The sequence below is a fragment of the Methylocystis sp. L43 genome (assembly GCF_015709525.1).
Taxonomy (GTDB): Bacteria; Pseudomonadota; Alphaproteobacteria; order Rhizobiales; family Beijerinckiaceae; genus Methylocystis.
Map to the genome: position 1 here is coordinate 17255 of NZ_JADNRA010000023.1, position 14878 is coordinate 32132.

Below are 14878 nucleotides of genomic sequence, written 5' to 3' on the forward strand. Positions count from 1 at the left end.
ATTATCCCGCCTTCTTGCGTTCCCGCGCCGCTTTCGCCGCCTTGCCGCGCAGCAGCGCCATCAGCACCGGGCCGAGCGAAAACTCCCCTTCCCGCGCCTTTCCGGTCAGCACCCGCAGATAGCCGCCGGCGGATTTGATTTCCTCACCCCGCTGCAGGATCGCGGCGATGACGATCGCGGCGTCATGCTCGCCCAAAACGTCGAGCGCCTGTTTCCAGGCGTCAGGCGAGACGCCTAGCGCCGACCTGACGATCGCCGCCGCGTCGATGAGATCGCGCCAGCGGGCAATCTCGCCGTTTTTGCCGTAATCGACGATGTCGGGACAAGCTTGCAGCACCATGCCGAGCGGGAAGGTTCGCGTCGGTGATGGTTGCCGTTCCCCGAGTCCCGAACCGGGCGCCTCAGCTTCGGTGCCCCCTACCCTTTCGGCCTCGGGATATTCTGGCATTGACCCGGGCGGTTCGGCCCTGCCTTTTCGAAGGCTAGGTTCAAGATCAGGAATGTTTGTGATTTGATTCTGTATATGCCGCTCAGTCTGGGACTCATTGGCGCTTCTTTTTTGCTGTTTTACGTGTGCTTCCAATAGATTCTGGATTTCGGCTGCGAAGGCCGCCAGTTTGGCCGCCAAAGCGGCCAGCGCGCTTCGACCGAGACTGCGCGAATAACGCGCCGAGAGGGCTTGGGAACGCTGGTACAGGCACTCCCACTCGCGGACCTCCCGCCCATCAATCGTCAGCGGCGCGAAGCGAACGCCCTCCTCCATGCCGGTCTCGATCATCTTGGCGATGTCGCGTCGAAGCAGCGTGATCTTCTCGCGCAACAGAGCGATGGCGCGGTTCTCGACGCGCACTTCTTCGGCGAGGTTTTCGATCTCGGCCGCGCGCGCGATGAGTGGCGCCAGATCGAAGCCGAAGGCTTCCGCAATCTCGCCGCCTTGCCCCCGCCGCGCGAAACGTTTCCCGTTCGGCGAGTCCCGCCGAATGATCAGTCCCGCCTCGACCAGCGACGCGAGATGCCGGCGCAGCGTCGCCGGCGCCATGCCATGGGCGCGGATCGAGAGTTCCCGGTTCGACGGAAACACCACGATCCCGGGCGCGGGCGAATCACCTTCCCCATCCCCGCCGTCGCCCTCCGGCAGCGTCAGCGCCGTTTCCTGGTGGAAGCTCAGCAAGGCGTGCAGTACCGAGAGCGCCCGGTCGGTGACGCCGAGCGGGCCCTTGGCTTCCGTCAGGGCGCGAAACAGCCGCCATTTATGAACGACGGTCTCGGAGGCGTCAGGTTTTGCCGCGAAATCCCGCGTCGTCGCTTGCGCCGCCACCATGGCAAGCGACAACGGTCGCCGCCCAAAGGGCGTCGTTGAATGTGTGCGCATATGCTTTTGCCTCGTTCAGGCAAAAGAAATCTGCTCGCCGAAACGGCGCCGACTCTTGACAGCGATTCGCGGAAGTGTGATTCTCTAGGTGCGAACTATGAGAAGGGCTTCCGGGCGATGTTTCGGGGGCCTTTTTCTTTTGTCGTAACCTCTATCTTTGTTGACGAAACGCCTAACTCGTTACTCGACGAGCGTGCGCGTGCGCGCTTTGCTCGCAACAAAACTAATCGTCGCGCTGAGCCACCTGAAACGCCTTAAGCAGGGCCGGCAGTTGGGCCACGACGTATGCGCCGAACTCGGCGTCCACCGACTTGTCGACGTTGATGCGCAGCCATCCCGAATCTTCGTCGACCCGCGCGATCTTTCGTCCCTCATGGTCGATCCACGAGGTAGTTTTCGCCGGCGAGTTCTTGGTGGCAAGCGCCGAGAAGACGGCAGCGAACCTCGAATCTGAGTCGAGCTGCGCAAATTCCGCTTCGCAACAAATGCGCGCCCACAACTTGCTCGCCCGCGGCGCCTTGAGATGCTCTGCAAGGTCCATCCAACGGCGCCGGCCCGCTTTGGGAGCAGCCCCGATTGCCTTCACGAGTTCGTCCGGCAATGCCTTGCGACAGGAAATCAGCCGCGACAATTCCGTCTTGTCGACGGCTAGAGCGGCCATGATTGTTTCGCGGCCAAATCCGCGATCTTCAAGCGACACCGAGAAGGAGGCGCGTTCGATAAAGGAGAGATCGCGACGAGCACTGTTCTCTTGCCCTTGTGCGATGACGAGCTCGTCATCGCTCAGACTGCGAACGACCGCTTTTACGCGCTGCCCCAATTCTCGCAGCGCGCGCAAGCGCCGATGGCCGTAGGCGATCTGGTAGCGCCCCGAGACCTCCGGGTGAGGTCGAACGAGTATCGGAACCTGCTGCCCGTGAGTGCGAATGGACGAGAGCAACGACGTGCAGTCCGCTTCGCTTTCATCGAGACGATCCGTGACGAATGAGGCGTCGACAAGCGATGCGTCGATTTCGACGACGTTCGCGCCGGAAAGCAGCCGTTGTTCGAGGGCCTTCGCCGCGTCGATATCCGCAGAAATCCGCTCCAAAGAGCGACCCATAGCGCCGACCGCCCCCCTGGTTCCGAGTGTCGGCGGCGGGCGGGGGGCGGGCCCATTCTCGGAGTTGACCGCGGTCAACTCCTCCTCGTCCAAGCCCAGCAGGAGGTTTTTGCGCGCCATCCCTACCTCCCCCAAGCCGTTCGGATTAGCCCCTCGATTTCTCCGTTCACCGCGCCCAGCGCTTCAATCGCACGGTCATATGTGGCGCGCGTGAACTGCTCTCGCGATACTTCGTAGAGCGTTTGTTTCGTGATGCCTGCATCGGAAATTGCAGTGCTCTTCACCATCGACGACGTCAGCACCCGCTCGCCAAAAATCGAGCGCATGAACGCGACCATTTGGGTCTGCGGTCCGTCGGTGGGCTCAAATCGCGTCACCAGGTAACGCATCCAGTCATACTCCATGTTGCCGCCGGCCTTGGCCACAACAGACAGAAGGTCCGAGGTCATGATCAAAAACTGACACATCGACATGAGGTCGAGCATCTGCGGATGTACGGTGATCAGGACGGCTGTCGCCGCGCAAAGCGCGGATAGGGTGAGAAATCCAAGTTGCGGCGGGCAATCGAGAACGACCACATCATAGTCGTCCGCCACAGTTCCAAGCGCTTGCGCGACGCGCGCGAAGAAGAGGGCGTCCCCCTGTTTTTTTTCCGCTAGGGCCTTCGGGCTCTCATGCTCGAACTCCATGAGTTCGATGTTGCCGGGAATAATGTCGAGCCCCGGGAAATAAGTCCGCCGGATAATTTCCTTAAGCTCGCGGCGCGCGCCATCGTAGCGGATCGCGCCGTACAATGTTTCGTTCTCGCCAATATCAAACTCAGGCTGATAGCCGTGCAGGGCAGACAAGCTCGCTTGCGGGTCGAGGTCGATCGCCAGAACGCGATAGCCCTGCAGCGCGAGGTATTGCGCCAGATGCGCCGCCGTCGTCGTCTTGCCTGAACCACCCTTGAAATTGGCGACGGATATCACCTGAAGGTGCTCGCCCTTGCCCCGGCGCGGCAAATACCGCCGTCCCGCCTTGCCGCCTTCGTCAAGAAAGACGCGTAGCGCCTGAATATCTTCGAACGAATAGGAACGCCGGCCGGTCGGGCTGGTCTCGGGCTGCGGCCCCTTGGAATCCAACGAGAGTTGCCGAAGATAGCCATCGTTGATGCCGATCAGCTTGGCCGCTTCCCCGGAAGAGAACCGACGCAGGGTCTTGCGCGCTTCCGGCGGAAACAGCTTCTTGCGGTGCGCCAGCAGTTTTGCCGACAATTGTTGCGCATCGCCCGCGATCACCTTGTGAATCTCGGAAAGCGGCGGCGGCTGGATGGCGGGTTGAGATGCCACGGATCAGGCTCGTAGTTACGGTTTAAGATCAAACCTACGGGTGATTTGCGTGGCAAGTAGGCCCGATTCTCCGACTACCTGCAAGAAAAATTGGGTTAACGAATGATTAACGCGCTGCTGGCCATCGGAGATAGCGCAGGCGTGTCATGTTGACCGCGGTCAACTAGAGCCGATGGCGACTCATTTGAACCGCCACACCGGGATGCCCATCTTGCGCGCTTTGTCGCCGAGGTTCTCGACAATGCCGGAGCCGGGGAAGACGATCAGACCGATCGGCAATGTTTCGAGCATCATGTCATTACGCTTGAAGGGCGCGGCATTCTTGTGACGGCTCCAGTCCGGTTTGAAGGCGACTTGCTGAACCTTACGATTGTCCGCCCAGCAGGATGCGATTCGTTCGGCGCCCTTAGCGCCGCCGCCATGGAGAAGAACCATGTCGGGATGTTTCGCATGGACCTTGTCGAGAGCGTCCCAAATCCGCTGATGATCGTTGCAATCGACGCCGCCCGCGAAAGCGATACGAGGGCCGGGCGGCAAGAGCACTTGCGTCTCGGCCAGCTTCTTGGCGTTCAGGAAATCTCGGCTGTCGATTAACGCCGCCGTCAGCGCGCGGTGATTGACCTTCGAGCCCGAGCGCGGACGCCAGACGGACCCCGTCTCTGTGGCATAGAGTTCGGCGAGATGGTCGCGAAAGAATTCGAAGGCGTTGCGCCGTTCGGTCAGCGTCAGGCCTAGCGCGATCAACCGCTCCAGTTCGACCGAGCGGATTTCCGAGCCGTCCTGTTCAGCCTGGGCGCGACGCTGCGCGGTTTCATTGTCGTCGAGCTCGCGGTCGATCCGATCCACCTTGCGATGAAAGAGATTGACGAAGGACCAGAGCAGATCGGGAAAATCGGCTTCGAGCCGGGTGTCGAGAAAGAGACCGGAAAGGGCCTCGACCGCGGCTTCGAGTGCGAGCGATGCGGCGTCAGAAGAGGGTAGGGGACGCGGATCTGGTTCGTCGTCGAGCGGGCGATAGCCGTGCAAGGCGAGTTCATCGAGAAGATGAGGAGAGGGCGACTGGACGTCACGATCCGGCGCACGTGTATCGAAGGGCAAGGAGGCAAATGCATCGTTCATCGCTTGGCGCTTTCACTTGAGGCCGCGCCGATCGCGGCCTGACAGCGATCCCGAGCCGCGGGCGACGCGCGGCGCACCCAAAGGGCGCAACGCAGTGGAGGACGCTTCCCGCCGACTTCTTTGAGGTGCGAGGAATGCCCGAAGCGCCAGCGCAGGGCACGGGAAAGAAGTCGGCGGGGAGGGTTGCGGCAAGCGCGCCGCTTGTGGCGCTATCGCTGCTCTCGCAGGCCGGCGGGCGGCCCTCTAGGAATGCCGAAGCCGAAGAGAATGAATAAACTGCCTCCCGCGCGAACGCCGCGGCGGAGCTCAGGCCCTTCGGAAAGCTCACATCCCGATGACGACTAAGCCAGACTCCCAAGGGGGACCGAAGACGTGCAGCCTTAAGCGAAGCCTGCAGCGGTGACCGAAGAGTGCGCCCGCAAACAATCTACGCCGACAGCGTGCCAATCTCTTCAGAATACCGACTGCCGCATTCTTTGGACGAGAACGCCCGTCAAAAGCGGCTTGAAAAATCGCGTAGGAAATCGGGTCTAATCGGGTATTATCGGGCATGCAATCGGATATGAGCGCATGCAAATGAGGGACCCGAAGCTTGCATTCGGTCCTGACCTCGTAAAGCTCATCGCGGAAATCGATGAGTTCAAAGGCCGATGGGAGGCGCTCAAAACGCTCTCGCCGGACCGACTCAGCGCGCTCCGCAAGGTCGCAACCATCGAAAGCGTCGGCTCTTCGACGCGCATTGAGGGGGCGAAGCTATCCGACGCCGAGGTGGAGGATCTGCTCTCGCGCGCCATTTCCATAACGGCGTTCAGCACACGAGACGAGCAGGAAGTCGCCGGATATGCCGAGGCGATGGATCTGGTGTTCGAGGCGCATGTCGATATGCGCCTCACCGAGAATCATGTCCGCCAACTGCATCAGACTTTGCTGCGTCACAGCGACAAGGATGCGCGCCATCGCGGCTCCTATAAGACCCTGTCGAACAATGTCGTCGCGTTTGACGCCGATGGACGGCAAATCGGGGTCGTGTTCGAGACGACCGCGCCTTTCGACACTCCGCGGGAAATGGAGGCGCTCGTCGCCTGGACGCGAAAGGCGCTGGATGAAGAATCGCTGCATCCGCTTATCGTCATCGCCGTCTTCGTCGTGACGTTCCTCGCGATCCACCCCTTTCAGGACGCCAACGGACGGCTCTCGCGCGTGCTCACCACGCTGCTCTTGCTGCGCGCGGGCTACGCCTATGTTCCCTATGCCTCGCTCGAGCGCGTGATCGAGGAAAACAAGGACCTGTACTATAAGGCGCTCCGTCGTACGCAGACGACGCTCGAGAACGAAACGCCGGATTGGGAGCCGTGGGTCGGATTCTTCCTGCGCTGCCTCAAGCGGCAGAAGGACAGTCTTGCGGCAAGGCTGGAGCAGGAACGGCTTGCTGAGGGCGCCGACGCCAATCTGCCAGCTCTTTCGCTCGAAGTCCTCAAAGCTCTACAGGCAAACGAGCGCCTGACCATCGCGCAACTTGCATCCATCACGGGCGCAAATCGGAATACGCTAAAAGTGCGTCTGCGCGAGCTGGTCGCGGACGGACGTGTAAAACGGCGCGGCAAAGCGCGCGCCACCTGGTATTCGCTGTGAACCCCGGTAACCGATCAACGACCGTGCCGTCTTCTCACGCAATCGTTTTCCCGCGGGTTCACTGTCACGCGAGCTTCGATCCAACATGGCGCCGAAAAACACCCTCAACGCCCAAAACCTGGAAGCGCTCGGCGCGAAGCGACTGGCCGAACTGCTGATCGACATCAGCAGCGGTGACGCCGCCGCAAAACGACGCTTGCGACTTGCCCTTGCGGGGGCGCAAAGCCCTGCCGACGCAGCGCGCGAAATCCGCAAGCGGCTCACCGCCATTTCTCGCTCTCGAAGCTTCGTCGACTGGCAGAACCGCCGCGCGCTCGTCGAGGACCTTGAAACGCAGCGACGCGCGATTGTCGAACATGTCGGAAAGGCCGATCCGAAAGAAGCGCTCGATCTCATGTGGCGTTTCATGGCGCTCTCCTCCTCGGTGTTCACGCGTTGCGATGACAGCAGCGGAACGGTGATCGAAATCTTCCACGACGGCGTGAGCGATCTCGGGCGGCTGGCCGAAGCCGCCGAAGGCGACTCGCAAGAATTGGCCGATCGAGCATTTGAGGCTTTGATCGCCAATGACTCCGGAGAATTCGACGGTATTATCGCAACTCTGCGTCCTGCGCTCGGCAACGAAGGTCTCCAACATTTGAAGCAGCGCTTCGTCGCCCTGTCCAAGGAGCAGATCAGAAAGGCGCTCGAACAGGAGCGCCGAAAAATCGGTTGGGCGACCAGCGGTCCGATCTATGAAGACGAAATCGCCGATCGTCACCCCGCCCGCGTTATCGAGGGGGCGCTGCGAGACATCGCCGACGCGCTGGGCGACGTCGACGCCTTCATCGCGCAATATGATCCAGAAACCCGAAAGGTCCCGCGCATCGCCGCCGAAATTTCCGGGCGGCTCCTTGCCGCCGGCCGCGCGGCGGAAGCGCTGACGGCGCTCGAAGCGGCGGAACACAGGCGCGCCGGCTGGCCAGAACTCGAGTGGGAAGACGCGCGCATCGCCGCGCTTGACGACCTCGACCGCCGCGATGATGCGCAGGCGGCGCGCTGGTCGTGCTTCGAACGATTTCTGTCGGCGCGTCACTTGCGCGACTATCTCAAGCGCCTGCCTGACTTCGACGACGTCGAGGCGGAAAGCCGCGCGCTCGATTTCGCAGAGAGTTTCGAGCCTTTCAGTGCGGCGCTCTCGTTCCTCGCCGCCTGGCCAGCGCCGGATCGGGCAGCGAAGCTCGTACTCGCGCGCGCCGAAAAATTGGATGGCGATCGATATGAGCTTCTGACGCCTGTCGCGGAAGTGCTGGCAGGCAAGCATCCCTTGGCTGCGACGCTGGCGCTCCGCGCTATGATCGAATTCTCTCTCGATCACGGCAGGTCCAGTCGATACAAGCACTCCGCGCGACATTTTCAGGAATGCACGGGTCTTGCTCCTACGATTCCGGATTTCGGACAGCATGAAACGCACGAAGCTTTTGTGGCGCGGATGCGCGGCAAGCACGGCAAGAAAAGTTCGTTCTGGAATCTTCTGCCATGAAAGTTCCCGCGCATCGGACCTCAAAACATAGGTCCGGAATCGGGAGGCAAACCGGTCTTTGCGTGACCCGACTGCTTATGGGAACGATGCGCCATTTGCTGACCTTCTCGGGACGCCGAAACGATGTCCGTCAAAATCTGCCAGCTTTTTCCGAGCCGACACTTCCGGTGAGGTTTCGCAGTAGCCGCACGATCAGCAGCTTCGAGATGAAGACGAGAAATATTCTGTGCGAATGACGCCAACGAAAAGGCTCATTCCTCACACAAACAGAACTCTGGCTGGGACGCCCTGCGGCGGGCCGCCGCGACGTCTCGCCCAGATTCAATTCAGGACCGCTGGCAAGCGGGAATGATGGCGCATGCTCTAGCCGTTCAAGCTATTCGTAGTCGCACTTGTCGCGCTTTCGCTAGCGTTGGATGGGGCTTTGGTACCCGCTTTCGGCGGCGGCCATGGCGGCTTTGGCGGCGGCGGGCATGGCGGCTTTGGCGGCGGCGGACATGGGTTTGGCGGCGGCTTTGGGGGATTGCCCGGCTTCGGTGGCGGACGTGGTTTCGGCGGGGGCCATGGCTTTGGCGGAATCCCTGGCTTTGGCGGCGGGCGCGGCTTTGGCGGCCAACGCGGCTTTGGTGGAATCCCTAGTTTGGGCGGCGGGCGCGGTTTTGCGAGCCCGCGCGGCTTTGGTGGAATTCCCGGCTTGGGCGCTGTGGCGGGCGGCGCTTTCGCACGAAGCGCCGGCTGGGGAGGTTACGGCGGAGGCTGGGGAGGTTACGGTTGGCCCGGATACGCTTGGGGCGGCTATGGCTGGCCCGGCTATGGCTGGGGCGGCTATGGTTGGCCGGGTTACGGTTGGGGGCTGGGCGTGGCCGGGCTCGGGCTCGGGTTGGCGAGCGCCTATTCCCCATATTCGCCCGTGGCCTTCGCGTATCCCTACTATGCCTCGCCCTTTTACTGGGCCGCATATCCGCTCTACGGGTGGGGCGGCTACGGCTGGGACGGCTATGGTTGCTGCGGCTGGGGCGGTTACGATTGGGGATTGGGCCTGGCCGGGCTTGTGCTTGGCCTAGGGCTGACGAGCGCCTTCTCCTACCCGCTCTATGGAAGCCCCTTTTACGGCGTGCCTTATCCGCTCTATGGCTCTGACGTTCCGCTCGCCTATGCGCCGCCGCCTTACGTTTACGGCGTCGGCCCGGTCTATGGCTATGGCTATGAGTCCGTGGCCTATGACTATGCGCCTGTGACGGCCGTCTCCTACGGCGTGCCACTCTGGTGAGCAGCCAAAAGATCGTTGCGGTCAGGAATGGCGGCGGGCGTAACGCCCGACCCATAAGAGGAAGCATCATGAGATCAAGCACACTCGCAATCGCGTCAGCGGCGCTACTGAGCGTTTTGAGCCCCGCCGGCGCGCAGGATCCCGGCGCGATCAGGCAAGGGGGCGCGGCGACGGCGGGGCAGGCCATGATGTGCCGCGCCTATGAGCGCGTCGAAGGTCAACTCGCCTACATAAAGACGGAGCTCAGGATTACAGCCGCGCAGGAGCCTCAGTGGAACGTCTTCGCCAATGTCTTCCGGGCGAATAAGGAAAAGCAGTATCGGAGCTGCAGAATGGCGCAGGAGCAGAATCGCTCGATGATGTCCGCCAGCTTACCGGAGTCAATCAAGATCAAGGAAGATCACTTGAGCGAAGAGCTAGAGGCCTTGCGCGTGCTGGACGCGGCGCTACAGCCGCTCTATGCGACCCTGAGCAAGGAGCAGAGGAAGACCGCCGACGAGATCTTAAAAGGAGCGTCTTGAGCGAGAATTTTTACATCGCGCCCGGGCCATGAACCGGGCTTTGTGAATGGCTCCTCAGGGTCAAAAGCCGCCTGCAATACTAACGCCCCGTGGACGCGTCATTCGATGGGATGCAGGCTCTGGGAACTGATCGGGGGCTGTACCGGCGGTAGCATTTTCTTAAGAAATTGAGCGTCGCATGATCCTGCAACGTCAGGCGCTCCTTTTCTTAACGCCGCAAAGTTTTGAGAACGTAAAGCAGCTTGGCGTTGCACCAAAATTCCCCCGCCGTGGATTCGTGAGCAAGTCGCCCATGCCCCGGCGCTGGCCTCTGTTCGAAAGACAGTCGAGGTTTGGCTGTGCTCATCCGCCCGGTGGGCGCATGTGATCGGCGAGGGAGTCCGTCGCACATGCCCCCGCGCTGGTGTGGCACTAGTGGAGTTGCTCTAGATGCATCAGCAGTTGCCATGAGCCAACGGTTAGCGCCAGCGTTATGCCTAGTAGCATAATGGCGACCAAGACGCGCGCTGCTTTATTGGAGAGCATGGCGAGACTCCGTGAAAAAGAATGCCATTAATTTGCCATTTGATCTGTATTTTATTGGTCCCCATGTGGCTGCTTGCCTGATTCCAGCGCCCCAACATTGGAGGCTTGCTATGTCGGAAGAAATCAAAAAATTAACAGCCTCGAAAGAAGCAGACCTATTCGACTCCGCAAAGCTATTAAAGCAGTTGCACGATGAAATTTTGGCACACATTAATTTGGCGCACACTAAGAAGTTCGACGAACTGATCACAAAAATGTCTTCAAGCACGCACTCACTGACCTGAGCTTCTGCGTCTCAATAAGATTGAGCTTGACCGCTATACTTTTACTCACCATGAGCAAAAGACAAACGGCGAAGGTCGAGCGGCTTTCGTCTTTTGATACGGCTTCCCCATTGGAGGGCCTAGAAAACCAAAAGCCGCAGGCGACGCGCCAAGCCGGATATGCCGCCAAAAGACGAAGAGCGATCCACGCGGCGCTGGTCGAGACGATGTAGATGTGTCGGTAATGCGCCGATTTCGTTGAAAAAGTCTGGGAGATAGGGCCGTCGGCCTCCGTGGAGGTGTTTTTCAGGCATTGGACTGCGCGTTCTTCGGCGTGGTGGCGGCAACGCCGCCATAGTGTGCGGCTTATGCCGCCATTTCGAACTCTGGGGGTCTCAACCGCGCGAGACGTCGCAAGTTTTGCGCGGTCGCGGCGAGCAGGAACTCGTCCTTTGCGCCACATGGACCCCGTAGCCGCAAGCGCCCGAGTCGCAATATGCGTTTGAGATGGGCGAACAGCATCTCCACCTTTTTGCGTCGCTGACAGGCCGTTTCAAATTCGGGCGTTCCAGCAAGCGCCCGAGCGACATCGCGGGAATCTTCCTCCAGATCGCGTGGAATCTTCCGCGCCACAGCGTTCGGGCAACATCTCGCTTTGAGTTCGCAAACGTCACAATCCTTCTTGCTCGCACGGTAACGACGCGTGCCGTCAGCCCCGACGCCGGTGCGCGGCGTGGCGTAGGCGCGCCGGAACTGAACCAGCTTTTTTTCAGCCGGGCAGATATAGCAGTCGGCCTCGGGATCGAACGTGAAGTCTGAACGCGAGAACGTGCCGTCGGTTCGCGTCGACTTATCGAAAACGGGAATGTACGGCGTGATCCGCTTCTGCTTGACGAGCCAGGCGAGATTATCCGCCGAGCCATATGCGGTGTCGGCGACAAGATAACCCGGCTTCAGGCCGAAGCGCTCTTCGGTGCGCTCTACCATCGTTCTTGAAGCGCCGACCTCGGCCTGTCGGACGGCGCGCGTTGCTTCGACATCGACGATCACGCCGTGATCCGTATCGATCAAATAATTGGTCGCGTAGGCGAAGAACGCGTGGCCTTTATGCGCGCCGGTCCATTGCGCCGCGGGATCCGACCGCGCGATGAACTTCGGCGTCACGGGCGAAGCCGCGCCGAACGCGGCGTCATCGAGCGTTGCAAGATATTCGCGCGCCGCGCGGCACGCGTCATCTTTGATTTCGCCGGGGTCCCAGTCGCTGCTCGGAACTGAGCGCTGCTTGTTGGCGTCGGCAGCGATCAGACTTGCATCGACGGCGAAGCCGTTAGCGCTGACAAGCCCTTCCGCCATGCAACGCTCGACGATGGATTCAAAGAGCTGGCGCAAGATGTCGCTCTCGCGAAAGCGGCCATGCCGGTTCTTGGAAAACGTCGAATGGTCTGGGACTTTGCCGTCCAGGCCGAGGCGGCAGAACCAGCGATAGGCGAGATTGAGATGCACTTCCTCGCACAGGCGGCGTTCCTACCGAATGCCCAGGCAATAGCCGACAAGAAGCATGCGGATCATCAGCTCCGGATCGACTGAAGGGCGGCCAGTGCTGCTGTAGAAGGGCTTTAACGCGGCGCGAACGCCTTCGAGATCGAGATGCCGATCGATCCCGCGCAATTGATGGTCCTTCGGCACATGATCGTCGAGGCAGAAATCATAAAAAAACCGAGCGGCTGCTGTCTGAGCTCCCATCATCGCCGCTTCTCCTGCAAATTAGCAGGAAAAGTGAATCACGACCCGTGGCGCCCGGCAACAATCGAGTTTTTCAACAGTATCCGCCATTTGCAGACCTTCGGCTACGCGCCGGAAGTCGGCAAGGCCAGGCTCATTGCGCCGGACAACCCATAGCCTTCTGCTTAGGTCGAATATGGCGGCATCTCAATTTTGGCCTTTGGTTGGATCTCCGCTTGCCTCAGTCGCAGAGAATTGATGACGACGCTGACTGATGACAGCGCCATCGCCGCGGCGGCGATCGTCGGCGATAAGAGTAGCCCGAAGGTCGGATAGAGCGCGCCGGCCGCAATGGGCACGCCCGCGACATTATAAATGAACGCAAAGAATAGATTCTCGCGGATGTTGCGCATCGTCATCTTGGAGAGGCGTCTGCCACGCATAATGCCCCGGAGATCGCCCTTCAACAAAGTCACTCCCGCGCTCTCGATCGCGACATCGGCGCCGGCACCCATGGCGATGCCGACATCGGCCGCGGCCAAGGCGGGGGCGTCATTCACGCCGTCTCCCGCCATGGCGACGATTCGACCCGCCTCGCGCAAGCGGGTCACGACTTTGCTCTTATCCTCGGGCAGGATCTCAGCTTCGATCTCGCCGATCCCCAAGCGCTTGGCGACCGCGCGCGCCGTTGTCCAGTTGTCGCCGGTGAGCATCACGACAGCGACGCCATCTTCGCGCAGCGATTGCAGCGCGCCTTCCGTCGTCGGTTTAATCGGATCCGCAATGGCAATGACGCCAGCAATCATTCCGTTGATCGCCACGAAGATCGCTGTCGCGCCGTCTTCCCGCAGGCGTTCAGCGTCGCTATCGAGCGGCGTCGCATCGACGCCGAGCTCCACGAGATATCGACGATTGCCGATCGCGACCGCTTTGCCTTCGACCCGGCCGATGACGCCCTTGCCCACGGGGGAATCGAAATCCGTCGCGCCCTTGAGCGCGAGCCCGCGCTCGGCTGCGGCCTGAACGATCGCCAACGCCAGCGGATGCTCGCTGCCGCGTTCAAGACTCGCCGCCGTCGCCAATAGATCGTTCTCTGCAATGCCCGCAACGACGCGGATGGCCGTGACGCGCGGCTTGCCTTCGGTGAGCGTCCCGGTCTTGTCCACCACCAGCGTGTCTATTTTTTCCAAGCGCTCCAGCGCCTCGGCGCTTTTTATCAGCACGCCCGACTGCGCGCCGCGTCCCACGCCGACCATGATCGACATCGGCGTCGCAAGACCGAGCGCGCAGGGGCAGGCGATGATGAGGACGGAAACGGCTGCAACTAGCCCAAAAGTCATACGTGGTTCCGGTCCCCACATCGCCCAGGCAAGAAATGCTAGAACGGCGACGAGAATGACGACGGGCACGAACCATCCCGCCACTTGATCGGCGAGGCGTTGTATTGGCGCGCGGCTTCGTTGCGCGGAAGCGACCATCTCGACAATCCTTGAGAGCACGGTGTCGTGGCCAACCTTCTCGGCGCGCATCACAAAGCCGCCAGTCTGATTGAGCGTGCCGCCAATGACGTTGTCGCCTGCAGTCTTGGTCACCGGCATTGATTCGCCGGTGACCATGGACTCATCGACCGAACTGCGGCCCTCGATGAGTTCGCCGTCCACAGGAACCTTTTCTCCTGGACGGACGCGCAGGCGCTCGCCGACCTTCACAAGATCCAGCACAATTTCTTCGTCGGATCCGTCAGCGTTAATCCGAGTCGCCAATTTTGGCGCGAGATCGAGGAGCGCGCGTATGGCGCCGCCGGTCTGTTCCCGTGCGCGCAATTCAAAAACTTGTCCAAGCAGAACGAGGACGGTGATCACCGCCGCCGCCTCGAAATAGATCGGGACAGAGCCGTCGATGTTACGAAATGCAGGTGGAAAAAGAGACGGCGCGAATGTTGCGGCGACGCTGTAAATCCAGGCGACGCCAGTTCCCATGGCAATGAGCGTGAACATATTCAGATTGCGTGTCACGAGCGACTGCGCGCCTCGAACAAAAAACGGCCAGCCAGCCCAGAGCACGACCGGGGTCGCCAAAATGAGCTGCAGCCAGTTCGACGCCTGCGGCGCTAGCAAATGATGCAGATTGAATAAATGGCCGCCCATCTCCAAGACGAGGACCGGCGTCGCCAACGCCAGCCCGATCCAGAACCGCCTAGTCATGTCGATGAGTTCGGCGTTCGGTTGGGCTTCATTTGAAGCGACCAGCGGCTCGAGCGTCATGCCGCAGATCGGACAATTTCCGGGTCCGATCTGACGAATCTGCGGGTGCATTGGGCATGTGTAGATGACGTTCGACGCGTGTGTCTCGCGTTCAGCCGCATCCTCGGTTGCGCCGCCGGCGCCGGCCGGCTCCGATCCCTCATGCGAGGCGTGATCATTCCGATGCTCCTGGGCCACGCGGTTCATCCTTCCTTGCGCCGTCAGAAGCGGCATCGCAATTGATCTAGGCGTCCCT

Annotated in this window: 11 protein-coding genes and 1 pseudogene; 6 read left to right on the plus strand and 6 right to left on the minus strand. The window is 60.9% G+C overall.

The genetic code is table 11. The features are described 5' to 3' along the window. Position 1: 1 nt before the first annotated feature. The 4 genes from repC to IYX23_RS05930 form a co-directional block, all read right to left on the minus strand. Positions 2-1372 (minus strand): plasmid replication protein RepC, encoded by a 1371-nt coding sequence (gene repC / locus IYX23_RS05915; RefSeq protein WP_154454075.1) that lies wholly within the window; start codon positions 1370-1372, stop codon positions 2-4. A 223-nt stretch (positions 1373-1595) separates the two neighbouring features. Continuing rightward, positions 1596-2594 (minus strand): plasmid partitioning protein RepB, encoded by a 999-nt coding sequence (repB, locus tag IYX23_RS05920; protein WP_154454074.1) that lies wholly within the window; start codon positions 2592-2594, stop codon positions 1596-1598. A 2-nt stretch (positions 2595-2596) separates the two neighbouring features. Continuing rightward, positions 2597-3763, minus strand: a complete 1167-nt coding sequence (gene repA, locus IYX23_RS05925) for a plasmid partitioning protein RepA (RefSeq protein WP_154454089.1) — start codon at positions 3761-3763, stop codon at positions 2597-2599. A gap of 222 nt (positions 3764-3985) precedes the next feature. Continuing rightward, positions 3986-4924, minus strand: a complete 939-nt coding sequence (locus tag IYX23_RS05930; protein WP_154454073.1) for a DUF2493 domain-containing protein — start codon at positions 4922-4924, stop codon at positions 3986-3988. 570 nt (positions 4925-5494) lie between these two features. Here IYX23_RS05930 and IYX23_RS05935 point away from each other — a divergent pair. The 5 genes from IYX23_RS05935 (at position 5495) to IYX23_RS05955 (ending at position 10678) form a co-directional block, all read left to right on the plus strand. Further along, positions 5495-6556, plus strand: coding sequence for a Fic family protein (locus IYX23_RS05935; protein ID WP_246716519.1), 1062 nt, complete (start codon positions 5495-5497; stop codon positions 6554-6556). 85 nt (positions 6557-6641) lie between these two features. Beyond that, positions 6642-8078, plus strand: coding sequence for a DUF6880 family protein (locus tag IYX23_RS05940; protein WP_196391674.1), 1437 nt, complete (start codon positions 6642-6644; stop codon positions 8076-8078). 424 nt (positions 8079-8502) lie between these two features. Next, a complete protein-coding gene (locus IYX23_RS20630) occupies positions 8503-9348 on the plus strand; it encodes a hypothetical protein (RefSeq protein ID WP_196391675.1) in 846 nt (281 codons plus the stop codon). A 68-nt stretch (positions 9349-9416) separates the two neighbouring features. Then, positions 9417-9869, plus strand: a complete 453-nt coding sequence (locus tag IYX23_RS05950) for a Spy/CpxP family protein refolding chaperone (RefSeq protein WP_154454069.1) — start codon at positions 9417-9419, stop codon at positions 9867-9869. Between the two features lie 536 nt (positions 9870-10405). Continuing rightward, positions 10406-10678: a hypothetical protein gene (locus IYX23_RS05955; RefSeq protein WP_154454068.1), complete on the plus strand. Its 273-nt coding sequence runs from the start codon at positions 10406-10408 to the stop codon at positions 10676-10678. Positions 10679-11023: 345 nt separating this feature from the next. Here IYX23_RS05955 and IYX23_RS05960 read toward each other — a convergent pair. Continuing rightward, a pseudogene (locus IYX23_RS05960) lies at positions 11024-12403 on the minus strand (IS1182 family transposase). Between IYX23_RS05960 and IYX23_RS05965 the strand changes: the two are divergent. Continuing rightward, on the plus strand, positions 12305-12556 hold the full coding sequence (locus IYX23_RS05965) for a hypothetical protein (protein WP_195838315.1): 252 nt from the start codon (positions 12305-12307) through the stop codon (positions 12554-12556). The pseudogene IYX23_RS05960 and the gene IYX23_RS05965 sit on opposite strands and share 99 nt — an antisense overlap. 8 nt (positions 12557-12564) lie before the next feature. Here the strand turns inward: IYX23_RS05965 and IYX23_RS05970 are convergent, their stop codons facing one another. After that, positions 12565-14829 carry a copper-translocating P-type ATPase gene (locus IYX23_RS05970; protein ID WP_246695849.1) on the minus strand — a complete coding sequence of 755 codons (2265 nt, stop codon included), beginning with the start codon at positions 14827-14829 and terminating at the stop codon, positions 12565-12567. Positions 14830-14878: the final 49 nt, after the last annotated feature.

What these genes read in the sequence shown, in the direction of transcription:
- repC (WP_154454075.1), bottom strand. Translation starts at nt 1,372, where the DNA reads ATGCGCACACATTCAACGACGCCCTTTGGGCGGCGACCGTTGTCGCTT.
- repB (WP_154454074.1), bottom strand. Translation starts at nt 2,594, where the DNA reads ATGGCGCGCAAAAACCTCCTGCTGGGCTTGGACGAGGAGGAGTTGACC.
- IYX23_RS05930 (WP_154454073.1), bottom strand. Translation starts at nt 4,924, where the DNA reads ATGAACGATGCATTTGCCTCCTTGCCCTTCGATACACGTGCGCCGGAT.
- IYX23_RS05935 (WP_246716519.1), top strand. Translation starts at nt 5,495, where the DNA reads ATGCAAATGAGGGACCCGAAGCTTGCATTCGGTCCTGACCTCGTAAAG.
- IYX23_RS05940 (WP_196391674.1), top strand. Translation starts at nt 6,642, where the DNA reads ATGGCGCCGAAAAACACCCTCAACGCCCAAAACCTGGAAGCGCTCGGC.
- IYX23_RS05950 (WP_154454069.1), top strand. Translation starts at nt 9,417, where the DNA reads ATGAGATCAAGCACACTCGCAATCGCGTCAGCGGCGCTACTGAGCGTT.
- IYX23_RS05965 (WP_195838315.1), top strand. Translation starts at nt 12,305, where the DNA reads ATGCCGATCGATCCCGCGCAATTGATGGTCCTTCGGCACATGATCGTC.
- IYX23_RS05970 (WP_246695849.1), bottom strand. Translation starts at nt 14,829, where the DNA reads ATGAACCGCGTGGCCCAGGAGCATCGGAATGATCACGCCTCGCATGAG.